Consider the following 24,233-nt stretch of genomic DNA (forward strand, 5'->3'; position numbering starts at 1 on the left):
TGGAGCAAACAGAACGGTCATTGTTTTTAGGAGTTGTCGTGTCCGAGCCCACCACCCCGCGAACCGGGCGCTTCGTCACGCGCTGGCCGGCCGCCATCGCGATCTCCGCCGCCGCCGCCATCGCCGTCGCCGTCATCGTCCTCGCCTTCCTCTGGCCGGTCGTGACCGCCGAGGCCAAGGACGTCCCCCTCGGGCTCGTCGGCCCTGAGCAGGCGACGAGCCAGGTCGAATCCGCGCTCGACGAGCACGCCGACGGCGTCTTCGACACCACCACGTACGACACCCGCGACGAGGCCGTCGACGCCATCGAGCAGCGCAAGCTGTACGGCGCCGTCGTCGTCGGCACCGAGCCCGAGGTGATCGTCGCCAGCGCCGCGAGCCCCGCCGTCGCGACGATGCTCCGCTCGCTGGCGGGCACCCTGCAGGCTCAGGTCTCGGCCCAGCTCGCCGCAGCGGGCCAGGACCCGACCTCCGTCACCGTCGCGGTCACGGACGTCGTGCCCCTCGTCGATGAAGACCCGAATGGATCGGGGCTCGTCGCGATCGGCTTCCCGATCGTGCTGGGCGGGATGCTGGGCGGCATCCTCATCTCCCTGCTCGTGGCCGGCGTCGCCCGGCGCCTGACCGCGCTCGCCGTCTACGCGGTGGCCGCCGGCACGCTCGTGACCCTGATCGCGCACACCTGGTTCGGCATCCTGCCCGGCGACTTCCTCGCGCTGGCAACCGGCCTCTCCCTGGCGATGCTCGGCACGGCGTCGTTCATCGTGGGCATGAACGCCCTGATCGGCCCTCCCGGCATCGCGGTCGGCGCGATCCTCACGATGCTCGTCGGCAACCCGATCTCGGCCGCAGCAATGCCCGCGCAGTTCCTGGTGGGCCCGTGGGGGCAGATCGGCCAGTACTTCGTGCCGGGCGCCGCAGCCACCCTCATCCGCGACCTGAGCTACTTCCCGGCCGCCGACATGACGCAGCCCTGGCTCGTGCTCGGCGCATGGGCGATCGCGGGCGTGCTGCTGAGCGCGCTCGGCCACTGGCGCAACCGCGAGGTCGTGCACATCGACGCCCTCGAGGAAGAGCTGCCCGCCAGCGGCGCGTAGGCGACGAGCATCCCTCGATGGCAGGGCGCTTCCGGACGGAGGCGCCCTGCCATCGTTGCGAGCGATCCGGACAGGGATGCCGTGCGGCCACCGGATCGTCGTGACAGCACGCGCGCATCCTCCACACTCGACACATGACCAGCGCCACCAGCATCCCCACGGCCGAAGCCGTCGCCCACTTCAGCGCGAAGCTCGCGTTCGAGACCGACCCGTCGGACGTGCACGCCGACATCGAGGCGGGCGCCCGCTTCGTGTTCGTGGACTCCCGCGCCGCCGTGGCGTGGAACCAGGGCCGCGCCACCGGCGCCGTGCACCTGCCCACGCGCGAGATCGCGGCCCGCGCCGCCGACGAGATACCGCTCGACATGCCGGTGGTCGTCTACTGCTGGAGCCCCGGCTGCAACGGCGCCACCCGCGCCGCGCTCGAGTTCGCGCGCCTGGGCTACCAGGTCAAGGAGATGATCGGCGGCTTCGAGTACTGGGCGCGCGAGGGGTACCCGACCGAGGACGACCGTGGCCCGATCGCCCGGGCGAAGGATGCGCTCACCGCTCCGCTCGACGCGATCAGCTGCTCCTGCTGACCCCGGCCATGATCACCATCCACCTGCGCTACGAGATCGATCCGGACAAGCTCGCGGAATTCACCGAGTACGCCAGAGAGTGGATCCGGCTGGTGCCCCGCTTCGGCGGGACGCACCACGGCTACTTCCTACCCAGCGAAGGCGACAGCGACGAGGCGTTCGCGCTCTTCACGTTCCCCTCGCTCGCGGAGTACGAGGTGTACCGCGAGGCGTCGCGGACCGACCGCGACTGCGTGCGGGCGTTCGAGTTCGCGCGCCGCACGCAGTGCATCCGCCGCTACGAGCGCCGGTTTCAGACGCCGCTGTTCGCCTGATCCCGCGCGGGCAGCACCCAGCCGGCCCGGGGGAAGTGGCAGGTGTAGCCGTTGGGGTACTTCACCAGGTAGTCCTGGTGCTCCGGCTCGGCCTCCCAGAACGGACCCTCGGGCTCGATCGTGGTGACGGCCTTCGCGGGCCAGAGGCCCGACGCGTCGACGTCCGCGATCGTGTCACGGGCCACCTCGGCCTGCTCCGCCGAGAGCGGGAAGATCGCCGAGCGGTAGCTCGACCCGATGTCGTTGCCCTGACGGTTCAGGGTCGACGGGTCGTGGATCTGGAAGAAGAAGGCCAGAATGTCGCGGTACGTGGTCTCGGCGGGGTCGAACACGACCTCGACCGCCTCGGCGTGACCCGGGTGGTTGCGGTACGTGGCGTGGTCGTTCTGCCCGCCCGTGTAGCCGACGCGCGTGTCGAGCACGCCGGGCTGGCGACGGATGAGGTCTTCCATGCCCCAGAAGCAGCCTCCCGCGAGCACCGCGGTCTCGGTGCCGGGCGTACGGGTGATGGATCCGGTGTCGGTCATGATGCGTTCTCCTGAGTGGTCGGGCGGCTCGCGGTTTCACCGTAGCCCGACGCGGCCGGCTGCCGCGCCATAGAGGAGAACGGATGCCGGTCCCGATTGGTTCCCTGCTGGCTGGGAGGCGCCTGTGAGTCCTTCTCCGGTCGGCCGGGTTGTCGCTGCGCGGCAGGTCCAGCAGAATGCGGATCTATGGTGAACCTGACGCTCATCCAGCGCTCCCCCGACCCTGAGCAGGTCGACGCGCGGGCACGGGAGCGCCGATCCATCGCCTCGCGCATCCGCGCGATGGGGCAGAGCAGGATCGGCGCTCTGCTGCTCCTGCTCGCGACGGTGGCGGCCATCGTGTGGGCGAATGTGTCGTCCGGGTCGTACTCGACCTTCTGGGAGACGCACCTGACCGTCGGGGTCGGCGACCTGCATCTCGACTTCACCCTGCACGCGCTCGTGAACGACGCCCTGATGGCGATCTTCTTCTTCACGGTCGGCCTGGAGGTGAGGCGCGAGTTCGCGATCGGCGAGCTGACCAGCTGGTCGAGGGCGATGGTGCCGGTCATCGCCGCCGTCGCCGGTCTCGCGGTCCCCGCTCTGCTCTTCGTCCTGATCGCCGCCGGATCCGGTCACGCGAACGCGTGGGGCGTCGTCATCTCGACCGACACGGCCTTCCTCGTCGGGGCGCTCGCGCTGATCGGGCCGCGGGTGCCGGGCCGCCTCCGGGTGTTCCTCCTCGCACTCGCCGTCGTCGACGACATCGGCGCGCTCAGCATCATCGCGCTCGTCTACACCGAGAGCTTCTCGCCGCTGCCGCTCGTCATCGCCGCCCTGGGCCTCGCCGGCGTCTACTTCACGCGCTATCTCCGCGGCGGACGCGGACCCGTCTACGCGACCCTCGCGGTCATCGTGTGGCTCGCGTTCCTCGCCTCCGGCGTGCACCCCACCCTGGCGGGCGTGGCGATCGCCCTGCTCGTGCCGGTGTACCGGCCCGATCGGCGCGACGTCGAGCACGCCCTGGACCTCGCCCGCACGTTCCGCCAGTCGCCGAACACCGAGTACGCCCGCGCGGCCGCCAACAGCCTGCGCGAATCCATCTCGATCAACGAGCGACTGCAGTCCGCCTACGCGCCGTATGTGGCGTATGTGATCCTCCCCCTGTTCGCGCTGGCGAACGCGGGCGTCGTGATCAACCAGGAGATCCTGGCCAGCGCGGTCCGGTCGCCGGTGACCTGGGGCATCGTCGCCGGGCTGGTCGCCGGCAAGTTCATCGGCGTGTTCGGGTCAGCGGCCGTCCTCCGCCTGCTGCGCCTCGGCGAGTTCGGGCCAGGGCTCACGCTCGACCGCATCGCCGGCGGGTCGGCGCTGTGCGGCATCGGCTTCACGATCTCGCTGTTCATCGTCGATATCGCCATCGACGACGCCGCGGTCCAGAACGAGGCCCGGGTGGGGGTGCTCGCCGCATCCGTCATCGCGTTCGTCATCGCGACGGTGATCTTCCGGGTGTCGGATGCGATGCGCCCCGACGTCGACGCAGGGCAGACGCTCGCGCGCCCGGTCGACGCGAAGCGCGACCACGTGTTCGGCGCCATGGACGCCCCGTACACGATCGTCGAGTACGGCGACTTCCAGTGCGGCTTCTGCCTGAAGGCCTCCGGCTCGATCCAGGAGGTGCACGAGGTGCTCGGCGATCGACTCCGCTACATCTGGCGGCACGCACCGCTGACCGAGTTCCACCCGAACGCGCTCGCCGGCGCCGAGGCAGCGGAGGCGGCTTCGCTGCAGGGCAAGTTCTTCGAGTTCGAGCGGGGGCTGTTCGCCGACCAGGAGAACCAGCGGCCCTCCGACATCGTGCGCCTGGCGCGCGAGCTCGGGCTGGACGTCGAGAAGTTCGAGCGCGACCTGACCGCGCCGGAGGTCACAGGGCGGGTCCGCGACGACATGCTCGACGCGGAGGCCATGGGGATCACGGCGGTGCCCACGCTGTTCATCAACGGCCGCAGGCACACCGGCCCGTACGACGCGCAGTCGCTGATCCGCGCACTGGGCGCCGAGACGGTCGACGGCGCGCCCGCCGGCCACCGCTAATCTCGACGCCATGGACATCTTCTACGCGATCGTCTGGTGGGTGCTGGGGGCCATGATCACCGTCATCGTCCTGTACTGGACGATCCGCCAGGCCGTGCTCCACGCGCTGCGGGAGCACACCCTCTCCAGCACGACCGCCGTCATGGTCACGAAGTCCGTGCCGGTCGAGGTGAAGAGCCTGCCGGAGACCGGGACCCACGCCGCGGCCGAGTAGCCAGGGCCGCTACGCGTCCTCGAACTCGTCGGGGCTCCACTCGTCCCGCCAGGCGATGACGGGCCGGTCGCCGTCGAACGAGATCGGCAGCCATACGTAGTCGGCGAGCGAGGTGTTCACCTCGGCGAACTCCTCCATCGGCTCATCGCCGTCGCGCCCCGGCGCGAAGTGCTCCACGAACGCCTGGTGGGCCCGCTCGCCGTGCGCGAGGTACGACGGCAGCCAGCGGTCGGCGATCGCGATGTAGAGGTCCTTCTTGCCGGGGTGTCGGAACACCGACGAGATCTGCGAGTGGAACGACGTGCGCGACGAGTCGCTCGGGTGCAGGTCTCCGAGCACCGTGAACGGCCCGTGGTACGAGTGAGCGACGGCCGCTTCCGACGGGTTCGGGTAGTAGCCGGTGGTCCCCGAGGTGAGCAGGTAGTGCTTGCGGTCGCGCGCGAAATACGCCGGCGCCTCGCGTACGAACGGCGGCTGCGGCTGCGGGAAGTGCGTCGAGTAGTAGCCGGTGACGCCGGTGTAGTCCGTGGTCAAGTCGGCGCAGATCATCTCGGAGTGCACCCGCTCGAAGTAGTAGTACCCCTTGCCGTCGTGCGGGTCGACCACCAGGTCGAAGTCGCCCGCGCTCATGTCGAGCGGGCGCAGCCAGGTGCGCACGATCTCGTACGGACCGAGGATGTCGTCGGCGACGAGCACGGTGGAGCGCTGGATCGAGCCCTTGGTCATGACCTTCACCCAGCACACGTACTTCCGCGTCTCGGCGTTGTAGACGATGTGCGGCCGGTCGAGCAGCTGGGCCGGGTGCAGCGGGGATTCCTCGTCGTCCTCGTCGGGCGGGATGATGACGCCCTCGTCCTGCCAGTTGCACAGATCGGTCGACGAGTACGCGCGCACGCCCCAGTGCCAGATCCCGCTGCCGGGCGTGGAGAACTCCTTGTTCTCGCCGTACCAGTAGAAGCGGTCGCCGACGGCGATGACCGAGCCCCCGTGGGCGTGGATGCGCTCGCCTGCGGTGTCGAGCCAGACCTGGCCGGGCGTGATCGTGGTGCGGGGAGAGAGGGTCACTGCGGATTCCGTTCGATGGGAGGGATGCGGTGCGCCACGGCTCAGGCGTCGACCTGCTCGCGGCGCCAGCCGAAGAACGGCGCCGCTGGATCGTCGCCGACGGAGCGGAACGTGGTGGTGAGGGTGTGCGCCCCCGGCCCGACGGGCACTTCCTCGCCGGTCTCGGGGAACACGACGACGCCGGTGGCGCCCTGCGGCACCTCGACCTCGATCGTGAGCGTCGTCCCCTCGCGCCGCCACCCTGATGCGGCCCGGCCGAGCACGCTGTCATACGCGGCCGACGCGTTCGTGAGCCCGCCGCCCGGGTGCGGCGCGAACCGGATGCCGGTCCAGCCGGGTGCGGCGGGGGCGAGCCCGGCGACCTCGCGATGCAGGAAGTCGGCGACCGCGCCGAGCGCGTAGTGGTTGAACGAGGTCATGTCGCCCGGGTTGATCGAGCCGTCGGGCAGCATGCTGTCCCACCGCTCCCAGATCGTCGTGGCACCCATCGTCACCGGGTACAGCCAGGACGGCAGCTCCTGCTGCAGCAGCAGGTGGTACGCGTAATCGACGCTCCCCGCGCGGATGAGCGCATCGCAGATGATCGGCGTGCCGACGAAGCCCGTCGAGATGTGGAATCCGCCGTGGCCGACCAGGTGGAGCAGCCGCTCCCCCGCCCGGGCGGCCTGACGCTCGTCGGCGAACAGCTCGAACACGAGCGCGACCGCGATGGAGGTGGCCGTGTCGCTGACGACGCGGCCGGAAGGGGTGAGGAACTCGTCCTGGAACGCCCGCGTGGCTCGTGCGGCCACAGCGCCGTAGTGCGCCGCATCCTCCTGGCGCCCCAGCAGCGCGGCGACCTCGGCCAGGATGCGAGCGGTCTTGACGTGGTACGCCGTGGCGACCAGGTAGCGGTCGGTGTGCGAGTCGCCCGGGTGATCCGGCGGCGCCTGCGGGTCGAGCCAGTCGCCGAGCTGGAAGCCGTGGTTCCACAGGCCAGTGTGGCCGGTGAGACCGTCGACGAGGTCGACCCACGCGCGCATGCTGTCGTACTGGTCGGCGAGGACGGTGAGATCGCCGTCGTTGCGGTACATCTCCCACGGCACCACGACGGCGGCATCGCCCCACGCCGCGGTCGGGAAGTTCGGGAACCCGCACTCGACCCACGGGATGAACTGCGGCACGTGCCCGCTGTCCCACTGCTCGGCCGCGAGGTCGCGCAGCCAGCCCGTGAGGGTGCCGTGCGCCGCGAACAGCCGCAGCGCGGTCGGCGCGAACACCTGGATGTCGCCCGTCCACCCCACCCGCTCGTCGCGCTGCGGGCAGTCGGTGGGAAGGTCGACGAAGTTGTCGCGCATGCTCCACAGCACGTTCGAGTGCAGCTGGTCGAGGCCCTCGTGGGACGAGGCGAACCAGCCGGTGCGCACCATCTCGGTGTGGATGACCACGGCCTCGACATCGCCTGGCTCCAGGTCGTCGTCCCACCCCTCGAGCTCCGCGTACTGGAAGCCGTGGATCGTGAAGCGCGGCGTGTACTCCTCGCCCTGCGCACCGCTGCACGTGTAGGTGTCGACCGAGAACGCGGCGCGCAGCGGGCGCGTGCCGAGCTCGCCGTTCTCGAGCACCTCGGCGTGGTGAAGGCGCACGACCGTGCCGGCGGCGGCGCGCGGGCGGATGCGCAGCACGCCGGAGATGTTCTGGCCGAAGTCGAGACGGATCCGCCCGCTGGGGAGCCGTTCGCTCGTCACGGGCTGCAGGGTCTCGATCTCGGTGACCGGGAGCGCGGTCGGCGCCTCGATCGCCGCGGGGAACGCGCTGCGGTCGAGCACGTGCGCGTCGTCCCACGTGGCGTCGTCGAACCCGGGCAGCGACCACCCGTCCGGCAGCAGGCGCGCGTCGTAGCTCTCGCCCTCGTAGAGGCCGACCTCGGTGATCGGCGAGGCGTGGGTGCGCCAGCGCAGCGGGATCACGTGCAGGGTTCCGTCGGCGGTGGTCGCCTCGAGCTGCAGCAGCAGCGACACGTCGGTGCCGTACAGGTCCCACACGCCGCCGTCGAAGCCGATGTGCCCGCGGTACCAGCCGTCGGCGAGCCACGCGCCGAAGACGTGGAGGTCGCCGTCGCGCAGGGCCGTGGTCACGTCATGCGTCTGGCAGCGGATGCGGTGGCCGTAGCTCGTCCAGCCGGGAGCGAGCCGGTCGCCCGAGACGGGTGCGCCGTCGAGCTCCAGCTCGTAGACGCCGTGCGCGGTCGCGTATACGCGAGCGCGGGCGATGTCGGCGGGGGCGATCCCGTGCGCGCCGAGGTCGACCTCCGCCCGCAGCAGGTACGCGGGCCGAGGGGCCCCCTGCGGCGCCGCCGTGGACGGCGAGGCGAAGTCGACCTGCCAGTCGCCGCCGAGCCCCCGCTCCACGCGGACCGGTGTCGAGTACTCGCCCTCGGCGGCGCGGATCCGCAGCATCCCGCCCTCCCGCGCGGCCAGCGCCGCGAACGGCCACGCGACCAGGCGGGTGCTGCTCGTGCGGTGCGTCTCGAGGTGGCCCGAGTCGCGGGTGAACTCGATCTCGTAGCCGGGAGCGGATGCCGTCGGCACGAACGACAGGCGCGGTGCGGCCTCGTCGATGCCGACGGTGGTGCCACCGCGGCGGTTCTCCAGCCAGATCTGTGTGATCTCGGTCGTCATCGGTCAGCCCTTCACCGATCCGGCCGTCAGGCCCTTCATGACCTGCTGGTTGAGGAACAGGTAGATGAGCAGGGTGCCGAACACGTTGACGGCGATCGCCGCGAACGTCGGCCCGTACTGGACTGCGCCGTACTCCCCGGTGAAGTTGAGCAGGCCCACCTGGATGGTGCGCAGGTCGCTGCTGGTGGTGAAGGTCAGTGCGATGAGGAGGTCGTTCCAGAGGAAGAAGAACTGCACGAGGCCGACGGTGAACAGGGCGTTCTTGACGAGGGGGACGCCGACGGACCAGAAGGAGCGGAAGATGCTCGCGCCGTCGAGCGTGGAGGCCTCGAAGATCTCGCGCGGCACCGCCCGGAAGAAGGTGGCCATCATGAACACCGTGAGGGGCATGCCGATCGCGACATACGTGATGATCAGCGGCCAGAGCGTGCCGGTCAGGTGGGTGCGGAAGTAGATGCTGAACAGCGGCAGCAGGATCATCTGGGCCGGGACCATGATGCCGGCGAGGAAGAGCAGCAGCACCGTTCCACGGCCCCGCCAGACCATGACCTCGAGCGCGAAGCCGGCGGCGGTGCCGAACGCGAGGATGATCAGGAGCGCGGGGAAGACGGTGACGACGCTGTTGATGATGTAGGTGCCGAACTCGCCGGTCGTGAAGACCTCGACGTAGTTGTCGAGCGCCCACGACTGCGGCAGCGCCCAGAACGGCTCGTTGAGGAACTCGGACTGCGTCTTGAACGAGCCCAGGAACATCCAGAACATCGGGTAGATCTCGATGATCAGCAGGACGACGATGATGAGCCGGATGGGGAGGCGTCGCAGGAAGTCCCCCGCCCCGCGCCGGCGGGTCTCGGGCGCCTGGACGCCGGTGCGGCGCCGGCCGGTCACGATGAGGCTGGTGGTGGTCACGGTTCAGTCCTTCGTGAGGTCGCGGCGCGTGGACCGGAAGATGAAGAGGGTGAACAGCAGGCACAGCACGGTGAGCATCAGCGCGATCGTGCTGCCGTAGCCGAAGTCGCCGTAGCTGAACGACGTGCGGAACATGTAGAGGGTCAGCGGGGTGGTGGCGCTGCCCGGTCCGCCGTTGGTGAGCGCGACGACGGTGTCGAAGACCTTGAGCGTCCCGTTGATGCTGAAGATCAGCGACGACAGCAGGACCGGGAGCGACAGCGGCAGCACGATGGTGCGCACGAGCTTCCAGCCGGCGGCGCCGTCGAGGCGTGCCGATTCGAGGATGTCGTCGGGGATGTCGACCAGGCCGGCGTACAGCAGCACGGCGTAGAACCCCATGGACCGCCAGAGGTCCATCAGGATGATGATCCAGAACGCGGCGCCGGGCGTGCCGAACCAGTCGATGGAGTCGAGGCCGAAGGCGTTGAGCAGCGCGTTCACCGGGCCGGTGGTGGGCGCCGCCTCGAAGAGCCGCTGGAAGAGCAGGGCGACCGCGACCGTCGGCAGGACGACGGGGAAGAAGACGATCGTGCGGATGGCGCTCGAGCCGCGGCGGAGCCAGAAGACGTACATCAGCGAGAGCAGGTAGCCGAACCCGACCTGCAGGACGGTCAGCACGAGGGCGTACTTCAGCGTGAAGAGCAGGGCGTCCCATGCAGCCGGGTCCTGGAAGAACTTCGCGAAGTTGTCGAAGCCGACGAACGTGAACCCGACGATGGGGTTGCCGTCCTGCACGGTGTAGAACATCGACCACACGATCGGGACGACCATGATGAGCGTGTACACCAGCAGGGCGGGGCCGAGCAGGAGGAAGACGGCGCGCTTGTCACCGAGCACTTTGTGCATGGGGGAACTCTCTTCATTGCTGACGAACGACTCGGGGCGGACGGAAAGGAGCGCCCGCCCCGAGCCGGGGACGGGATCAGCCTTCGTCGTTGGCCGACTGGACGAGCGCCATGAAGTCCGCGCCGCTGAGCGACCCGTTCGCCAGTGCGCCGCCGTTGGTCTGGCTGATGCTCGTGCCCTTCGACGTGAACAGCGCCTCGAACCACAGCACGCTCGAGGGGGCGTTCGCGATCACGTCCTGCACGGTCTGTGTGGTCTCCGGCAGGTCTGCGGGCGGGTTGTCGATGGCGAAGCCCGACACGACACCGGTCTCGTTGAGCACCGTGTCGCCGTAGTTCTCCGCGATGCAGGTGAGCCACGCCTCCGTGTCGGCGTCGTAGCCCTTCTGCGAGAACATCACCGGGATGCCCACGTTCGCCGGGATCTCGTCGATGCTGCCCGCACCGCCCTCGACGGCCGGGAACCGCGCGAAGCCGACGTTGTCGGCGCCGATCTGGTTCTGCGCCTCATCGTTGAAGTTCGCCAGCGCCCAGCTGCCCATGTAGAAGAAGGCGGCCTTGCCGGTGAGGAAGGTGTTCAGCGCGGCGTTGTAGTCGACCGAGCCGACCGCGTCGCCGAAGTAGCCGGCCTTGCCGAGCTCGGCGACGGCGTCCGCAGCCGCGACGTACTCCGGGTCGGTGAGCTTGGCGTCGCCGTCTGCCACCTTCTGGAGCGCGTCCGCGCCCAGGTCGCGGAAGATGTAGTCGCCGACGAGCCGGGTGACCGGCCAGCCGTCCTTGCCGGCAGCCGAGAACGGCTGAACGCCTGCGGCGTCGAGCGTGGCGGCGGCATCCACCAGGTCGTCCCACGTCTCCGGCGCCTCGATGCCGTTGTCGGCCAGGATCTCCTTGTTGTACCAGAAGCCCTCGATGTTGAACTCGGTGGGCAGGGCGTAGAGTCCGCCGTCGCCGTAGAGCGCCTTGATGGTCGACTCGGCGGCGGGCAGGATCTTGTCGGCCACCCCGAGGTCCTCGAGCGCGTCCGACAGGTTGAGCACCTGGCCGGCCTCGATGAACTGTGCCATCAGCGACGGGGTGCCCGCGGCCATCGACATGTCGGACAGGGCGTCCTGGCTGGCGAGCAGCTGGAGCTGCTGGTCCCACTGGGTGCCCGCGATGTCGTCCGTCTTCAGCGCCGCGGTCTCTGCGACGTCGGAGCAGACGTCGGAGGCGAGCGTTTCGAGGGTGCCGACGATCGTGGTGTTCTCGGTCTGGCCGAGGTAGCTGAACTCCCCGTCGCCTGCGCCTCCGCTGGCAGACGGCTCTGCGCTGCCTGAGCAGCCGGCGAGGATCATCGCCCCCGCGCCGACGAGCGCGAGAGCAGGGAGAAGGCGCCGGGTGCGCCTCGTAGCTGTGGTCACAATTCCTCCTTGAATGCGACGCCTCAATTGAAGCGCTTCAGTGGAAGATTGCCACTCAATCAGAGCGATTGTCAACCCGGCGTTATACATTTGTGAAGCGCTTCATCGAATCGCCCGTCCGCGGGACGGGTGTCGGCATAATGAGGACGCAGCGTCGGAGTGGCCGTCTGCGGCCGGGCAGGAGAGCATCATCAGCGAGCAGGGAGCCGCCCGGCGCGGCCAGCCGAGCATGACCGACGTCGCACGGCACGCAGGTGTGGCGCTCGGCACGGTGTCGAACACGCTCAACAATCCCGAGAAGGTGGCCGAGGCGACCCGGCGCAAGGTGCTCGCCGCCATCGCCGAGCTCGGCTTCGTGCGCAACGACGCCGCGCGCTCACTCGCCGCGGGCAACAGCACGACGGTCGGCCTCGTGCTCGCCGACCTCGGCAACTCCTTCTTCGTCGACATCGCCCGCGGGGCCGAGCAGGTGATGCGGCGCAACGGCATGAATGTCCTCATCGCGAACACCGACATCGACCGCGACCGCGAGGTGCGCAATCTCGAGCTGTTCGAACAGCACAGGGTGGCCGGCATCATCCTCGCCCCGCTCGACACCCCGCTCGCCCGCTCGCAGGTGCTGCCCGCGAGCAAGACCCCGACCGTGCTGGTGAACTTCGACTCCGAGTCGCACGCCCACCCGTCCGTCGCGGTGAACGAGCACCTCGGCGGACGCCTCGCGGCGCGCCACCTGCTCGAGCTCGGCCGCCGGCGACTGCTGTTCGTCGGCGGCCCCCTCTTCCTGACGGCCGTGCGCGGCCGCTACGAGGGCGCCGCGGAGGCGGTCGCCGCGTTCCCCGGGGCGGAGATGGAGCACCTCGAGACGCGCGGACTCAACATCCGCCACGGGCGCGCGGCGGCGCAGACGATCCTCGACCGGGGGGCCGGCCGCTACGACGGCATCATCGCCGCCGCCGACCTCGTCGCCATCGGCCTCATCCAGGCGCTCGGCGAGCGCGAGGGGTTCCGGGTGCCCGCCGATCTCGCGATCACCGGCTACGACAACAACCACTTCGCGTCGGAGAGCGCCGTCCCCGTGACGACGGTCGGCCAGCCGGGTGAGGAGATGGGCCGCGTGGCGGCGGACCTGCTGCTGGAGCGGATCGCCCGCCCCGACGCATCGGTGCGCAGCCTCGTGCTCGATCCGCATCTGATCCCGCGCCGCTCCACCCTCGGCGAGCTCTGGCACAACGACTGATCCCCGCACGGCAGGCGCCATAGGCGCTCGCGTACCTCGGGTGCAAGCCCTTGCCGGGCGGCGGCGGGTTCTGAAGACTCGCGGAATGGTCTTCCTCGGCTACCACGCCTCCCACGAGCAGCTGCCGCCCAGCGCGCTGCTGCGTTCCGTCGTCCGCGCCGAGCAGGCGGGATTCGACGGCGCGATGTGCTCCGACCACCTGGCGCCCTGGGGTCTCGCGCAGGGCGAGTCGGGCTACGCGTGGAGCTGGCTCGGCGCCGCTCTCGCGACAACCTCCTTCTCGTTCGGCGTCGTGACGGCGCCGGGTCAGCGGTACCACCCGGTCATCGCCGCACAGGCGATCGCGACGCTGGAGGAGATGTTCCCCGGCCGGTTCTGGGCGGCACTGGGCAGCGGCGAGGCCATGAACGAGCACGTCACCGGCGATCCGTGGCCGGCGAAGCACGAGCGCAACGAGCGACTGGCGGCATCGGTCGACACGATCAGAGCGCTCCTCGCCGGCGACGAGGTCACCCGCGATGACGTCATCACCGCGCATCGGGCGCGCATCTGGAGCCGACCCGAGGCGCCGCCGCCCCTGCTGGCGGCAGCGGTGAGCGCCGAGACGGCCGCGTGGGCGGCGGGGTGGGCGGACGGCCTCGTGACCGTCGGCCAGGCGCGACCCGTGCTGGACGAGGTCGTGCGGTCGTACCGGGATGCCGGTGGGCGAGGCCCTCTGGCGCTGCAGGTGCACCTCGCCCTCGAAGACACCAAAGCTGCCGCCGTCGCGGTGCTCCGAGCGCAGTGGCGGCATGCCGTGATCACCGGGCCGACCCTCTGGGACATCGAGCAGCCGGAGGACTTCGACGCGCTCGCCGGCGACCCCACCGACGATCAGCTGCGCCAGGGCGCGATCTGCTCCGCCGACGCGGAGGAGGCCGCAGACCGGATCGCCGGGCTGGCCTCGGCCGGCTTCGACCGCGTCTATCTGCACGGTGTCGGCACCGACCAGGACGACTTCCTCGACCGCGCGGAACGCGACCTGCTGCCCGCGCTGAGGAGACGACTGTGAAGATCACCGACACCAGCGACCTGTGGTGGAAGTCCGCCGTCATCTACTGCCTCGACGTCGAGACCTACATGGACGCCGACGGCGACGGCATCGGCGACTTCACCGGACTCGCCCGGCGCATCGACTACCTGGCCGACCTCGGCGTCACCTGCCTGTGGCTGATGCCGTTCTATCCGACGCCCGATCGCGACGACGGCTATGACATCACCGACTTCTACGGCGTCGACCGGCGTCTGGGCAGCCACGGCGACGTCGTCGAGGTGCTGCGCACCGCACGCGATCGGGGCATGCGCGTCATCGTCGACCTCGTCGTCAACCACACGTCCGACAAGCATCCGTGGTTCGTCTCCGCCAAGCGCAGCCGCACCTCGCGGTACCGGGACTTCTACGTGTGGCGCGACGAGCCGCCCGCGCACCCCCAGCCGACCGTGTTCCCCGGCGAGGAGGCGTCGGTCTGGGAGCACGAGCCGCGCACCGACCAGTACTTCCAGCACGTGTTCTACAAGCACCAGCCCGACCTCAACGTCGCCAACCCGCGGGTGCGTGATGAGATCGCCAAGACGATGGGCTTCTGGCTGGCTCTCGGCGTCTCGGGCTTCCGCATCGACGCGGTCCCGTTCCTCATCGAACCGCCCGACGGCGTCGAGCTGGGTGACCCGCACGAGCTGCTCCGTGACCTGAAGCGCTTCCTGCAGCGGCGGTCGGGTGAGGCGGCCCTCCTCGGCGAGGTGAACCTGCCGTTCCGGCAGCAGCTGCAGTTCTTCGGCGGACCGCGCGGCGGCGAGCTCGACCTGCAGTTCGACTTCCTCTCGATGCAGGCCCTCTACCTCTCGCTGGCGCGCAGCGACCCGGCGCCCCTGGTCAAGAGCCTCCAGGCGCGTCCGGCGCTGCCACCGGAGGCCGGCTGGGCGAACTTCGTGCGCAACCACGACGAGCTCACCCTCGACAAACTCAGCGAGCGCGAGCGCGAGGAGGTGTTCACGGCGTTCGCCCCCGACGAGGGTCAGCGCGTCTACGGCCGCGGCATCACCCGGCGGCTGCCACCCATGCTCGCCGGCGATCCTCGCCGCATCCGCATGGTCTACAGCCTGCTGTTCTCCCTGCCCGGCACCCCGGTGCTGTTCTACGGCGAGGAGATCGGCATGGGCGAGAACCCCGATGTGCACGGCCGCGGCTCGGTGCGAACGCCGATGCAGTGGACGGATGCTGCCGGCGCCGGATTCTCCGATGCACCGCCCCGGCGGCTCGTCGCGCCGTTCCCGGCCGACGGGTACGCTCCGGCGCACGTCAACGTGCAGCAGCAGCGCAACGACCCCGACTCGCTGCTCGACTTCATCCGGAGGATGATCAGCCGCTCTCGCACCTCGGCCGAGATCGGCTGGGGCGAACTCGAGATCCTCTCGCCCGACACCGACGGCGTGCTGGTGCATTCGCTGACATCGGACGTCGGCCGGATGGTCGCGTTCCATAACTTCACCGATGTGCCTGTGCGCACCCGCGTCGCGATCGGCACCGACTCGGCCGGCGCCGAGCTGCTCGACCTGCACGGGCCCGACACGGTGCCGGTCGACGGGCGGGGGCGGATCAGCGTCGAGCTGGCGCCGTACGGCTTCCGCTGGCTGCGGATCCCCTCCCCTGGCGACTCCCGGATCGCCTGACGCAGGCAGCGCCCATGGCCATCCGGATCGGCACCTCGGGGTGGAGCTACGACCACTGGCAGGATGTGCTCTACCCGCCCGGGCTCCCCGCCCACGACCGGCTGGCCCGCTACGTCTCGGTGTTCGACACGGTCGAGCTGAATGCGAGCTTCTACCGCTGGCCGCCGGCATCGCGCTTCCAGAGCTGGAACCGCCGGCTCCCCGGCGGCTTCGCGATGACCGTGAAGGCGCCGCGCGGGCTCACTCACGGCAAGCGCCTGTACGGCCCTGAGGCCTGGCTGGAGCGGATGAGGGCAGGCTGGCAGGAGCTCGGCGACAAGCGTGCCGTGATGCTCGTGCAGCTGCCCCCGACGATGGAGCGCGACGACGACCGGCTGGGGTACTTCCTCGAGCGCATCCCGGAGTGGATGCCCACGGCGGTCGAGCTGCGGCATCCGTCCTGGAATGACGAGGCGGTGTTCTCACTGCTCGAGCGGCACCGGGCGGCGTACTGCGTCATGAGCGGGGCCGGGCTCCCCTGCATCCTTCGGGCGACGTCGGATGTCGCGTACGTGCGACTGCATGGGCCGAGCCACGAGCACCTCTACGGCGGCTCCTACTCGGATGACGATCTCGCCTGGTGGGCCGACCGGCTGCGGGAATGGAGCGGCGCCGGCCGCACGGTGTACGCGTACTTCAACAACGACGGCGAGGGCAACGCGGTCCGCAACGCCCTCACCCTGAAGCGGATGACCGGCACCTGAGCACGGCGCTCCGCCTTCACCTGTCGCGAAATGCACCGCGGGTCGCAGATCGCGACAGGCGAACCATATGGGGCTAGACCTGAAGCCGCTCGGCGACGATGCGGGTGGCGGCGGCGGGGTCGAGGCGGTGTCCGACCGATTCGGGCACTTCGAGGAACTCCGCCGCGGGCATCGCCTCGGCGAGCCGTCGGGCGGCGCCGGTGAGCAGCGGGAAGGTCTGCACGCCGCACAGGATCGTCACCGGCACCTCGACCTGGCGCATCTCCGCCGTCGGCGTCGACACCTGACGGGTGAGCGTCGCGTCGTAGACCGTCGACTGTGCCAGCGGGACCAGGCTGTCGAAGAGCGGGCTGGTGCGGATCTGCTCGATCATCTCCTCCGGCAGCCCGATGCCTTCGCGCTGGAAGACCAGCACGGCCTCGGCCTCCTCACCCGCGTCCACGAGAGCCTGCAGACGCTCGGGCAGCGCGGCATCCGGCTCGTCCTCGCCGAAGTGGAACGGCGGCTCGGAGAGCAGCAGCCGCCCGACCGGGACGCCCTCTCCTGCGGCGTACAGGGCGAGCACGGCGCCGGAGGAATGCCCGATGACGGCCGCCACTCCCCCGACCGAGGCGATCACCGCCGCGAGGTCTTCGACCTCGCGCAGCGGGTCGACCGGAGGGGTGTCGCCGCTGTCGCCGCGCGCGCGCCGGTCGTACGTGACCGCGCGCAGCCCGGCGCCGGCGAACGCGTCCGCGATCTCGACAGCATCCTTCGCCGTCGAGAAGGCGCCGTTGACGATGACCACGGCGGGACCGCTGCCCACCTCGTGCACGGCGATCGAGGTGCCGTCGGCGGATTCGATGAGACTCATGAGGCGATCGAACCAACCGCGCCACGGCCCGTCAACCCGTCCGGCTGACGCTCAGGTCTATCGTGAGCACATGAGTCAGAGCTCCCCTGGGATGCCGCTGCGGGAATATCGCATTCACCGCTACGTCAACGCGTTCTGTCCGCGCTGCCACGAGGAGGATCCCGATCGGCCCCTGGCCGACGTGCGGCGTCTGTCCGGCTGGCTCGCAGACCGCGACGGCCGCGTCTGGCTGGAGCGCGGGTGCCCTGATCACGGCATGATCAGCACGCTGTACGACGAGTCGGCGGAGATCCTCACGTACCTCGAGCAGTGGACGGCGCCGACGAAGGTGCATGGCCCCGACACGATCGGCAACTTCAAGCCGGTCCCCTCCGCGTACGAGGACGGCCTGCCGCAGATGCAGACGCAGCACACCTGCATCCTGCTCGAAGACCTCACCGACCACTGCAACCTGCGCTGCCCGACCTGCTTCGCCGAGTCGTCGCCGGCCGCATCGGCGATCGCGCCGCTCGCCGCCGTGCTCGCCTCCGTCGACGCGCGGCTCGCCAAGGAGAACAACCGCATCGACGTGCTGATGCTCTCCGGCGGCGAGCCGACGCTGTACCCGTGGCTCGAGCAGCTGCTCGAGCACCTGGTCGCCCGCCCGATCGTGCGCATCCTGATCAACTCGAACGGCCTGCGGATCGCGCAGGACGACGCGCTCGTCGCGACGCTGAAGAAGCACCGCGAGCGGGTCGAGGTGTACCTGCAGTACGACGGCGAGAGCGCCGAGGCGTCCGCATATCACCGAGGAGCCGACATCCGTCGGTTCAAGGAGCGCGCCATGGAGCGGCTCTCGGAGGCGGGCGTCTTCATGACCCTGACGATGACGGCGGCGCTCGGGGTGAACGACGGCGAGATCGGCGCCGTGATCCGGCGGGCGATGGCGACGCCGTACGTCGGCGGAGTGACGGTCCAGCCCGTGTTCGGATCAGGCCGATCGGCCGGCATCGACCCGGACGACCGGCTCACCCACACCGGCGTGCTGACGCGGCTCGGGCCGCAGACCGACGGCGAGATCACCTGGCGCGACCTGACCGCGCTGCCGTGCAGCCATCCGCACTGCTGCTCGGTCGGGTACTTCCTCAAGGACGACGCGGACGAGTGGAAGTCGCTCGTCGGGCTGATCGGGCACGACCGGCTGAAGGAGTTCCTCGACTTGAACCCCGACATGATCGCGAACCGCATCGCCGACTCGAACGTGAACGCGGCCATCCGCGACGTCGTGAAGAACTCCCTGCTCGACCTGCTCAGCGAGCAGTCGTCGCTGTCGCACCCGTCGATGAGCGACATCTGGCGCGACATCTGCGTGAACTGCGACCTCGGGATCGGCACGCTCGCGACGCTGGCGGCCTCACGGCTGCCCGGCCAGCATCAGCGGCTGCGCCGGATGCTGGCCGACCGCGTGCTGCGCATCACGGTGAAGCCGTTCATGGACATCAACACGATGATCGAGGAGCGCCTCACGCAGTGCTGCGTCCACGTGGCCACAGTCAACGAGACGACCGACGCCCATCAGTGCGCTCCCTTCTGCGCGGTGCAGGCCTGGGCGCCGCTCTCACGCACCCGCATCTCGACCGCGACCGGCGGCACGCGCAGGCAGATCCCGGTGACGGTGTCATGAGCGCCGCCGACTACAGCCACCTCAACCAGCGCGACGACTCGGTCGGCGCCCCGGTCGTTCCGTTCGATCCGCTGCGGCTGTGCGTCTTCACCACCGTCGCGGCGATCACCGCGATCCTCGGCCCCATCGCGGTGCTCGCGTTCGCCGGCATCGCGATCGCCGGCTACGCACGCGCCCGGCGGGCGGGGCTCCTGCGCTCGCGCTGCAAGCTGGGCGACACGCGGCTCGTGCTCCTGTACCTGTCGGTGATCGCCGTGCTCGCCGCGGTCGCTATCCCGTTCTGGGTCATGCTCTGGATCGGGATGCTGGGCTGAACCGTGTTCCCGACGCTGCAGGACCTCGCACCCTGGCTCCCCCCGCTGGGAACGCACTCGGTCTTCGTGGCTCTCGGGCTGGCGGCGGCCGGCATCGTCTTCCTCATCGAGCGCCGTCGGCGCGGGGTGACCGATCCCCGCATCCCGTACATCGTGCTCGGCGCCCTCGCGGGCGCCGCGCTCCTCTCCCGGCTCGGCACCTGGGCGCAGCACCTCGATCCTTCGAAGAACCTCAGCCTCATCGACCAGCTCGCCTACGGCAACGCGTCCATGCTGAGCGCCCTCGTGGGGGCGTGGCTGGGCGTGCACGTGGCGAAGCGGATCGTCCGCTACAAGCCGCGCACGGGCGACCTGTTCGCACCCGCAGTCGCGCTCGCGATGGTGATCGGACGCGTCGGCTGCTACCTGACGGAGGCGCCGGGCGGCGTGCCGCTGAACGCGAGCTTCCTCGTCGAGATCCTCTTCCACGCGATCGCGTTCGCGCTGCTCTGGTTCTGGCTGCGCCACCGCGACATCGCCGCCGGCGAGACGCTGACGCTGTACATCGCGGCGTACGGGATCTTCCGCTTCTGCATCGAGTTCGTCCGAGGGAACGATGTGGCGTGGATGGGACTTACCCGCCCGCAGCTCTTCCTCCTCATCACTATTCCGATCCTGCTGGCCCGGATCGCCTGGATGGGCGCCCACGGCCGGTTCACCGAGCACAGCCCAGCACCCGTCGAGAGGACAGCACCGCATGAGCAGCACGCCTGACGACTCAGAAGGGGCGACGGAGCCGGAGGAACCAGCTCCGCCGTATCGTCCGCCGGCGCCGGGCCCCGCCGCATCACCGCCACCCGCGTTCACGCCTGCACCGATCGAGCCGCCCGAGACGCCTCCCGATCGGCAGGGAGGTCTCGGTGTCGGCGCAGGTGTGGGCATCGGCTGCGGGCTCTACGTGATCGGCGGGCTCCTGGTGATCAGCGGTCTGACTGCCGCGTCCCTGTGGGGCGTCTGGGGCTTCGTGCTGCCCTTCATCGTCATCCTGGTCGCAGGGGCGGTCATGATGTTCTTCCCGAAGACGCGGCGCATGGCCACCGGCATCCTGATCGTGTCGGCGGGCGCCTGGCTCGTCGTGATCGGCCCGTGCCTCGCGCTCCTCGGTGGGATGTCGATGTGATGGGTCAGCGACCCGAGTACGCCTCGCTCACCCATCGCGCATAGGCGTCCCACGGCGCGGCGGTGCCGGCGGCCGCGGTCACGTCGGCCACGTGCGCGAGGAGCGGGGGTGCGGCCGTGAACCATTCGCCGCCCTCGCGCAGCTCGGCGAACTGCACATGCCGCCGGCGCTCCAGCATCCGTCCCCCTCGTTCGAAGGCCAGCAGCTCCTCGTGCCAGATCGCCGCCAGGCGCTGCTTCGGATTCGCCGACGTGCCGATCTTGATGCGCTCGCGATAGCGGAGGTAGTAGACCACCTCGATGCGCGGCGGTGGCAGATCGGAGTCCGGCACGTCGCCGACGCGCCAGTCGCAGACCCCGCAGTGCCAGCCGTCGGTTCGGCGCACGCCGACCATCGCGCCGCACAGGATGCAGCGCCCCGGCATCGATCCGGCGGTGGGCACGCCGTGAGCCTACGTGCCGGTTCCGACACGACCGGGCGTCGGAGGTGCGAGAGTGATTCCATGCGCATCGCGGTGACAGGCGGATCAGGCAAGCTCGGCAGGGTCGTCGTGGAGCACCTCCGTGCCCGCGGCGACGAGGTCGTCAATCTCGACAGGACCGGCGAGCGCGGGCCGGGCTTCGTGAACGTCGACCTGCGCGACTACGGGCAGGTCGTCGACGCGCTCACCGCCGTCAACGATCAGCACGACGGCGTCGACGCCCTCGTGCACCTCGCGGCCATCCCCGCACCCGGCATCCTCAGCGATGTGGCGACGTTCCACAGCAACATCGCCACCACCTTCAATGTGTTCTGGGCTGCCCGGCGCCTCGGCATCCGCCGCATCGTGTACGCCTCCAGCGAGACGGTCCTGGGGCTGCCGTTCGATGCTCCGCCGCCGTACATCCCGGTCGACGAGGAGTACGAGCCGCGACCGGAGTCGGTGTACTCGCTGGTCAAGGTGCTCGAGGAGCGGATGGCACGCGAGCTCGTGCGCTGGGAGCCCGACACCTCGATCACCGCCCTCCGGTTCTCGAACGTGATGGCGCCGGAGGACTACGCCGAGTTCCCCGACTTCGACGCCGACGCCCGGCGCCGCAAGTGGAACCTGTGGGGGTACATCGACGCACGCGACGGCGCGCAGGCCGTCGAGCGGGCAGTGGATGCTGCGGCCCCCGGCTTCGACTGCTTCATCATCGCGGCGGCCGACACCGTCATGACCCGCCCGAACGCCGAACTGGTCGCCGAGGTCTACCCAGGGGTCCCGTTCCGCGAGGATGTCGGACCGAACGAGACCCTCCTGTCGATCGACAAGGCGCGGCGGGTGCTCGGCTACGCGCCGCGCCACTCCTGGCGTGACGAGGTCGGCTGACCCGGGACGCTCAGCCGATGCGGCGCGCCGCGAGCCACCGCACCATGTCGGGGTCGCGGTGGTCGAAGAACTGCGACGTGCCGGTGTCGAGCGTGCGAATCCGCTCCATCTCGTCGGCCGTGAGCGTGAAGTCGAAGACGTCGATGTTCTCAGCCATGCGCTCCGGCTTCACGGACTTGGGAATCACCACCACATCGCGCTGGATCATCCACCGCAGCACGACCTGCGCCACCGACTTCCCGTGCCCGTGACCGATCTCGCTCAGCAGCGGATTCGTGAACAGGTCGTTCTTCCCCTCGGCGAACGGCCCCCACGACTCGTGCTGGATGCCCTCCGCTGCCAGGACCTCGTGCGCCTGCACCTGCTGGTGGAACGGGTGCGTCTCGATCTGGTTCACCGCCGGTGCCACCTCGCTGTTCAGCACCAGGTCGAGCAGGCGGTCGGGTGCGAAGTTCGACACCCCGATCGCCCTGGCACGACCGTCGCGGTGCACGTTCTCCATCGCGCGCCACTGCCCGTAGTAGTCGCCGAACGGCTGGTGGATCAGGTACAGGTCGACGTAGTCCAGCCCGAGCTTCTGCAGCGACGCGTCGAACGACCGGGCCGTGTTCTCCTCGGCGGGCGCATCCTGCACCCACAGCTTCGTGGTGATGAACAGCTCTTGGCGCGGCACTCCGCTCTTCGCGATCGCCGCGCCCACGGACTCCTCGTTCCCGTAGGCCGCTGCGGTGTCGATCAGCCGGTAGCCCGCCTCGAGGGCGTGGGCGACAGCATCCTCCGTCTCCTCCGGCCCGACCTGGAAGACGCCGAATCCGAGGATCGGCATCTCCGCGCCGGTGTTGAGCGTCACAGTCTGCATGGGGTTCCTTTCACGGCGTCCGCGAAGAGCGGATGCTGCCAGTACCAGTGCACCGGACGCCCGCGCGACGAGGAAGGCCTTGACAGGACCCCCTTCTGCGAGCGGTGCGCACCACGGTACGTTGACCGCAGCAACGTCGCTCTGGAGGAAGCATGCCCGAGAAAGCACCATCCGAATCCGAGGCGATCGACCACGTCGTCCATCGACTGCGGGAGCGCTTTCCCGATGTCCCCGAGGCGGAGGTCGTGGCCGCGGTCAGAGCGGCGCACGCGTCGATGGACGATGCGAGGGTGCGCGACTTCGTGCCGGTGCTCGTCGAGCGCGCCGCGAAGACCACGCTCAAGGCGAGGTCGAGCTAGGAGCACCGCGAGGCGCTAGCGTCGGGGCTGTGCGCAGTGGGCCGAGCGGGACTCCGGGAGAGGTGCTGCGCGCATTCCTCCGGCTCGGCGTCACCTCGTTCGGCGGCCCGATCGCGCACCTCGGCTTCTTCCGCGACGAACTGGTCGCCCGCCGCCGCTGGGTGACCGACGACGACTACGCCGAACTCGTCACGGTGAGCCAGTTCCTGCCGGGGCCGGCGTCGAGCCAGGTCGGGTTCGGAATGGGCCTGGTCCGGGCAGGCACTCTCGGGGCACTGGCCGCCTGGGTCGCGTTCACCCTGCCCTCGGCGATCCTCATGGTGGCATTCGCGTATGCGGGGCCCCTGCTCGACACCCTCACCGGCAGCGGCATCCTGGCGGGGCTGAAGGTCGTCGCGGTCGCGGTCGTCGCGCAGGCGGTCTGGGGGATGGCTCGCACGCTGACCCCCGACGCGCGTCGCGCAGGCATCGCGGTCGCCGCAGCCGTCGGCGTGCTCCTGTTCGCCGGCTCGCTGGGCCAGGTCGTCGCGATCCTGCTCGGCGCGCTCGCCGGACTCGCGCTGTGCCGCACGGGGCCGGCGGTGGCCGCGCACCGACTGGTGTTCCCCGTCACACGCGCCGCGGGCATCGTGTGCCTGGCCGTGTTCGGCCTGCTGCTCGTCACCCTGCCGATCGCCGCCGCACTGAGCGACAGCCTCGCCGTCGAGGTGGCGGACCGCTTCTACCGGGCGGGCGCGCTGGTGTTCGGCGGCGGCCATGTCGTTCTGCCGCTGCTCCAGGCGGAGGTCGTGACCGGCGGATGGGTGAGCCCCGAGCAGTTCCTGGCGGGCTACGCGGCTGCGCAGGCGCTTCCGGGGCCGCTGTTCACGTTCGCCGCCTACCTCGGGGCGCTCGCGGCGCCCGGCGCCCTCGGCCTCCTCACCGCCGCGATCGCGCTCATCGCGGTGTTCCTGCCGGGGCTGCTGCTCCTCGTCGGCGTGCTGCCGTTCTGGAATCGCTTCTCCGCTGCGCCGTCCGCGCAGGCCGCGATCCGCGGGGCCAACGCCGCGGTCGTCGGCATCCTCGCGGCGGCTCTCTACGATCCGGTGTTCGTGACCGCGGTGGTCGGTCCGGCGACATTCGCGCTCGCCCTGATCTGCTTCGTGCTGCTCGTGGCCTGGCGCGTCCCGCCGTGGGCGGTCGTCCTCGTCGGCGCGGCCGGCGGACTGGTCATCGCGCTCGCACAGGCGTGAGACGCCGGCCCGACCTGGCGGCCCTGG

The 24,233-nt window shown here is 70.1% G+C and carries 25 protein-coding genes; 16 read left to right on the forward strand and 9 right to left on the reverse strand.

The window, feature by feature from the left end:
- The first annotated feature begins 38 nt into the window (after window positions 1–38).
- The 3 genes from Microterr_RS12760 (at window position 39) to Microterr_RS12770 (ending at window position 1,992) form a co-directional block, all read left to right on the forward strand.
- Entirely contained in the window at window positions 39–1,097 is a 1,059-nt protein-coding gene (locus Microterr_RS12760) for an ABC transporter permease (protein WP_263797552.1), read from the forward strand.
- 134 nt (window positions 1,098–1,231) lie between these two features.
- Complete coding sequence (locus Microterr_RS12765; RefSeq protein WP_263797551.1) at window positions 1,232–1,678, forward strand: rhodanese-like domain-containing protein; 447 nt, start codon at window positions 1,232–1,234, stop codon at window positions 1,676–1,678.
- Between the two features lie 8 nt (window positions 1,679–1,686).
- Complete coding sequence (locus Microterr_RS12770) at window positions 1,687–1,992, forward strand: NIPSNAP family protein (RefSeq protein WP_263797550.1); 306 nt, start codon at window positions 1,687–1,689, stop codon at window positions 1,990–1,992.
- Here the strand turns inward: Microterr_RS12770 and msrA are convergent.
- Window positions 1,971–2,519 (reverse strand): peptide-methionine (S)-S-oxide reductase MsrA, encoded by a 549-nt coding sequence (msrA, locus tag Microterr_RS12775; protein ID WP_263797549.1) that lies wholly within the window; start codon window positions 2,517–2,519, stop codon window positions 1,971–1,973. The two genes, Microterr_RS12770 and msrA, sit on opposite strands and share 22 nt — an antisense overlap.
- 186 nt (window positions 2,520–2,705) lie before the next feature.
- Here msrA and nhaA point away from each other — a divergent pair, with 186 nt between their 5' ends.
- A complete protein-coding gene (nhaA, locus tag Microterr_RS12780) occupies window positions 2,706–4,592 on the forward strand; it encodes a Na+/H+ antiporter NhaA (protein ID WP_263797548.1) in 1,887 nt (628 codons plus the stop codon).
- A 10-nt stretch (window positions 4,593–4,602) separates the two neighbouring features.
- Window positions 4,603–4,806 (forward strand): hypothetical protein, encoded by a 204-nt coding sequence (locus Microterr_RS12785; RefSeq protein ID WP_263797547.1) that lies wholly within the window; start codon window positions 4,603–4,605, stop codon window positions 4,804–4,806.
- Window positions 4,807–4,815: 9 nt separating this feature from the next.
- On the opposite strand, the gene Microterr_RS12790 is transcribed toward Microterr_RS12785, so the two are convergent.
- From Microterr_RS12790 to Microterr_RS12810, 5 genes are all read right to left on the reverse strand, one after another.
- Window positions 4,816–5,871 (reverse strand): family 43 glycosylhydrolase, encoded by a 1,056-nt coding sequence (locus Microterr_RS12790; RefSeq protein ID WP_263797546.1) that lies wholly within the window; start codon window positions 5,869–5,871, stop codon window positions 4,816–4,818.
- A 41-nt stretch (window positions 5,872–5,912) separates the two neighbouring features.
- Window positions 5,913–8,531 carry an alpha-L-rhamnosidase gene (locus tag Microterr_RS12795; protein WP_263797545.1) on the reverse strand — a complete coding sequence of 873 codons (2,619 nt, stop codon included), beginning with the start codon at window positions 8,529–8,531 and terminating at the stop codon, window positions 5,913–5,915.
- Between the two features lie 3 nt (window positions 8,532–8,534).
- A complete protein-coding gene (locus Microterr_RS12800; protein WP_263797544.1) occupies window positions 8,535–9,440 on the reverse strand; it encodes a carbohydrate ABC transporter permease in 906 nt (301 codons plus the stop codon).
- A gap of 3 nt (window positions 9,441–9,443) precedes the next feature.
- Window positions 9,444–10,328, reverse strand: a complete 885-nt coding sequence (locus tag Microterr_RS12805; protein ID WP_263797543.1) for a carbohydrate ABC transporter permease — start codon at window positions 10,326–10,328, stop codon at window positions 9,444–9,446.
- Between the two features lie 76 nt (window positions 10,329–10,404).
- Window positions 10,405–11,727, reverse strand: coding sequence for an ABC transporter substrate-binding protein (locus Microterr_RS12810; protein ID WP_263797541.1), 1,323 nt, complete (start codon window positions 11,725–11,727; stop codon window positions 10,405–10,407).
- A gap of 229 nt (window positions 11,728–11,956) precedes the next feature.
- Between Microterr_RS12810 and Microterr_RS12815 the strand changes: the two genes are divergently transcribed.
- The 4 genes from Microterr_RS12815 to Microterr_RS12830 all read left to right on the forward strand — a co-directional run bounded on the left by Microterr_RS12815 (window position 11,957) and on the right by Microterr_RS12830 (window position 16,416).
- Complete coding sequence (locus tag Microterr_RS12815) at window positions 11,957–12,964, forward strand: LacI family DNA-binding transcriptional regulator (protein ID WP_263797539.1); 1,008 nt, start codon at window positions 11,957–11,959, stop codon at window positions 12,962–12,964.
- 85 nt (window positions 12,965–13,049) lie between these two features.
- Window positions 13,050–14,015, forward strand: a complete 966-nt coding sequence (locus Microterr_RS12820) for a TIGR03885 family FMN-dependent LLM class oxidoreductase (RefSeq protein WP_263797538.1) — start codon at window positions 13,050–13,052, stop codon at window positions 14,013–14,015.
- On the forward strand, window positions 14,012–15,673 hold the full coding sequence (locus tag Microterr_RS12825; RefSeq protein WP_263797537.1) for an alpha-amylase family protein: 1,662 nt from the start codon (window positions 14,012–14,014) through the stop codon (window positions 15,671–15,673). The genes Microterr_RS12820 and Microterr_RS12825 overlap by 4 nt, the downstream gene beginning before the upstream one ends.
- A gap of 14 nt (window positions 15,674–15,687) precedes the next feature.
- A complete protein-coding gene (locus tag Microterr_RS12830; RefSeq protein ID WP_263797536.1) occupies window positions 15,688–16,416 on the forward strand; it encodes a DUF72 domain-containing protein in 729 nt (242 codons plus the stop codon).
- Between the two features lie 73 nt (window positions 16,417–16,489).
- Here Microterr_RS12830 and Microterr_RS12835 read toward each other — a convergent pair whose 3' ends face one another.
- Window positions 16,490–17,269, reverse strand: coding sequence for an alpha/beta fold hydrolase (locus tag Microterr_RS12835; protein ID WP_263797535.1), 780 nt, complete (start codon window positions 17,267–17,269; stop codon window positions 16,490–16,492).
- A 70-nt stretch (window positions 17,270–17,339) separates the two neighbouring features.
- Here Microterr_RS12835 and Microterr_RS12840 point away from each other — a divergent pair, with 70 nt between their 5' ends.
- From Microterr_RS12840 to Microterr_RS12855, 4 genes are read left to right on the forward strand one after another with little or no spacing between them, the layout of a single operon-like run.
- On the forward strand, window positions 17,340–18,932 hold the full coding sequence (locus Microterr_RS12840; RefSeq protein WP_263797534.1) for a radical SAM protein: 1,593 nt from the start codon (window positions 17,340–17,342) through the stop codon (window positions 18,930–18,932).
- Window positions 18,929–19,246 carry a hypothetical protein gene (locus Microterr_RS12845; RefSeq protein ID WP_263797533.1) on the forward strand — a complete coding sequence of 106 codons (318 nt, stop codon included), beginning with the start codon at window positions 18,929–18,931 and terminating at the stop codon, window positions 19,244–19,246. Before Microterr_RS12840 ends, Microterr_RS12845 begins: the two co-directional genes overlap by 4 nt.
- 3 nt (window positions 19,247–19,249) lie before the next feature.
- On the forward strand, window positions 19,250–19,999 hold the full coding sequence (locus Microterr_RS12850; RefSeq protein ID WP_263797532.1) for a prolipoprotein diacylglyceryl transferase: 750 nt from the start codon (window positions 19,250–19,252) through the stop codon (window positions 19,997–19,999).
- Complete coding sequence (locus Microterr_RS12855; RefSeq protein ID WP_263797531.1) at window positions 19,983–20,405, forward strand: hypothetical protein; 423 nt, start codon at window positions 19,983–19,985, stop codon at window positions 20,403–20,405. Before Microterr_RS12850 ends, Microterr_RS12855 begins: the two co-directional genes overlap by 17 nt.
- A 4-nt stretch (window positions 20,406–20,409) precedes the next feature.
- Here the strand turns inward: Microterr_RS12855 and Microterr_RS12860 are convergent, their stop codons facing one another.
- Window positions 20,410–20,847: a GIY-YIG nuclease family protein gene (locus Microterr_RS12860; protein ID WP_263797530.1), complete on the reverse strand. Its 438-nt coding sequence runs from the start codon at window positions 20,845–20,847 to the stop codon at window positions 20,410–20,412.
- 60 nt (window positions 20,848–20,907) lie between these two features.
- Here Microterr_RS12860 and Microterr_RS12865 point away from each other — a divergent pair, with 60 nt between their 5' ends.
- The gene (locus tag Microterr_RS12865; RefSeq protein ID WP_263797529.1) at window positions 20,908–21,756 is read left to right on the forward strand and encodes an NAD-dependent epimerase/dehydratase family protein; all 849 of its coding nucleotides are present in this window, start codon (window positions 20,908–20,910) and stop codon (window positions 21,754–21,756) included.
- A 10-nt stretch (window positions 21,757–21,766) separates the two neighbouring features.
- On the opposite strand, the gene Microterr_RS12870 is transcribed toward Microterr_RS12865, so the two are convergent.
- Window positions 21,767–22,615, reverse strand: coding sequence for an aldo/keto reductase (locus Microterr_RS12870; RefSeq protein ID WP_263797528.1), 849 nt, complete (start codon window positions 22,613–22,615; stop codon window positions 21,767–21,769).
- A 152-nt stretch (window positions 22,616–22,767) separates the two neighbouring features.
- On the opposite strand from Microterr_RS12870, the gene Microterr_RS12875 reads away from it, so the two are divergent.
- Together Microterr_RS12875 and chrA are read left to right on the forward strand one after the other, a co-directional pair.
- Window positions 22,768–22,974: a three-helix bundle dimerization domain-containing protein gene (locus tag Microterr_RS12875; protein WP_263797527.1), complete on the forward strand. Its 207-nt coding sequence runs from the start codon at window positions 22,768–22,770 to the stop codon at window positions 22,972–22,974.
- 29 nt (window positions 22,975–23,003) lie between these two features.
- Window positions 23,004–24,206 (forward strand): chromate efflux transporter, encoded by a 1,203-nt coding sequence (chrA, locus tag Microterr_RS12880; protein WP_263797526.1) that lies wholly within the window; start codon window positions 23,004–23,006, stop codon window positions 24,204–24,206.
- The last annotated feature ends 27 nt before the right edge of the window (window positions 24,207–24,233 follow it).

Source organism: Microbacterium terricola, assembly GCF_027943945.1.
Taxonomy (GTDB): Bacteria; Actinomycetota; Actinomycetes; order Actinomycetales; family Microbacteriaceae; genus Microbacterium; species Microbacterium terricola.

Bases quoted from the DNA above. Each gene is read 5' to 3' on its own strand.
- Microterr_RS12770 (WP_263797550.1), top strand. From the start codon at position 1,687: ATGATCACCATCCACCTGCGCTACGAGATCGATCCGGACAAGCTCGCG.
- Microterr_RS12805 (WP_263797543.1), bottom strand. From the start codon at position 10,328: ATGCACAAAGTGCTCGGTGACAAGCGCGCCGTCTTCCTCCTGCTCGGC.
- nhaA (WP_263797548.1), top strand. From the start codon at position 2,706: ATGGTGAACCTGACGCTCATCCAGCGCTCCCCCGACCCTGAGCAGGTC.
- Microterr_RS12875 (WP_263797527.1), top strand. From the start codon at position 22,768: ATGCCCGAGAAAGCACCATCCGAATCCGAGGCGATCGACCACGTCGTC.
- msrA (WP_263797549.1), bottom strand. From the start codon at position 2,519: ATGACCGACACCGGATCCATCACCCGTACGCCCGGCACCGAGACCGCG.
- Microterr_RS12795 (WP_263797545.1), bottom strand. From the start codon at position 8,531: ATGACGACCGAGATCACACAGATCTGGCTGGAGAACCGCCGCGGTGGC.
- Microterr_RS12840 (WP_263797534.1), top strand. From the start codon at position 17,340: ATGAGTCAGAGCTCCCCTGGGATGCCGCTGCGGGAATATCGCATTCAC.
- Microterr_RS12835 (WP_263797535.1), bottom strand. From the start codon at position 17,269: ATGAGTCTCATCGAATCCGCCGACGGCACCTCGATCGCCGTGCACGAG.
- Microterr_RS12785 (WP_263797547.1), top strand. From the start codon at position 4,603: ATGGACATCTTCTACGCGATCGTCTGGTGGGTGCTGGGGGCCATGATC.
- Microterr_RS12765 (WP_263797551.1), top strand. From the start codon at position 1,232: ATGACCAGCGCCACCAGCATCCCCACGGCCGAAGCCGTCGCCCACTTC.
- Microterr_RS12855 (WP_263797531.1), top strand. From the start codon at position 19,983: ATGAGCAGCACGCCTGACGACTCAGAAGGGGCGACGGAGCCGGAGGAA.
- Microterr_RS12865 (WP_263797529.1), top strand. From the start codon at position 20,908: ATGCGCATCGCGGTGACAGGCGGATCAGGCAAGCTCGGCAGGGTCGTC.
- Microterr_RS12820 (WP_263797538.1), top strand. From the start codon at position 13,050: ATGGTCTTCCTCGGCTACCACGCCTCCCACGAGCAGCTGCCGCCCAGC.
- Microterr_RS12830 (WP_263797536.1), top strand. From the start codon at position 15,688: ATGGCCATCCGGATCGGCACCTCGGGGTGGAGCTACGACCACTGGCAG.
- Microterr_RS12845 (WP_263797533.1), top strand. From the start codon at position 18,929: ATGAGCGCCGCCGACTACAGCCACCTCAACCAGCGCGACGACTCGGTC.
- Microterr_RS12870 (WP_263797528.1), bottom strand. From the start codon at position 22,615: ATGCAGACTGTGACGCTCAACACCGGCGCGGAGATGCCGATCCTCGGA.
- Microterr_RS12815 (WP_263797539.1), top strand. From the start codon at position 11,957: ATGACCGACGTCGCACGGCACGCAGGTGTGGCGCTCGGCACGGTGTCG.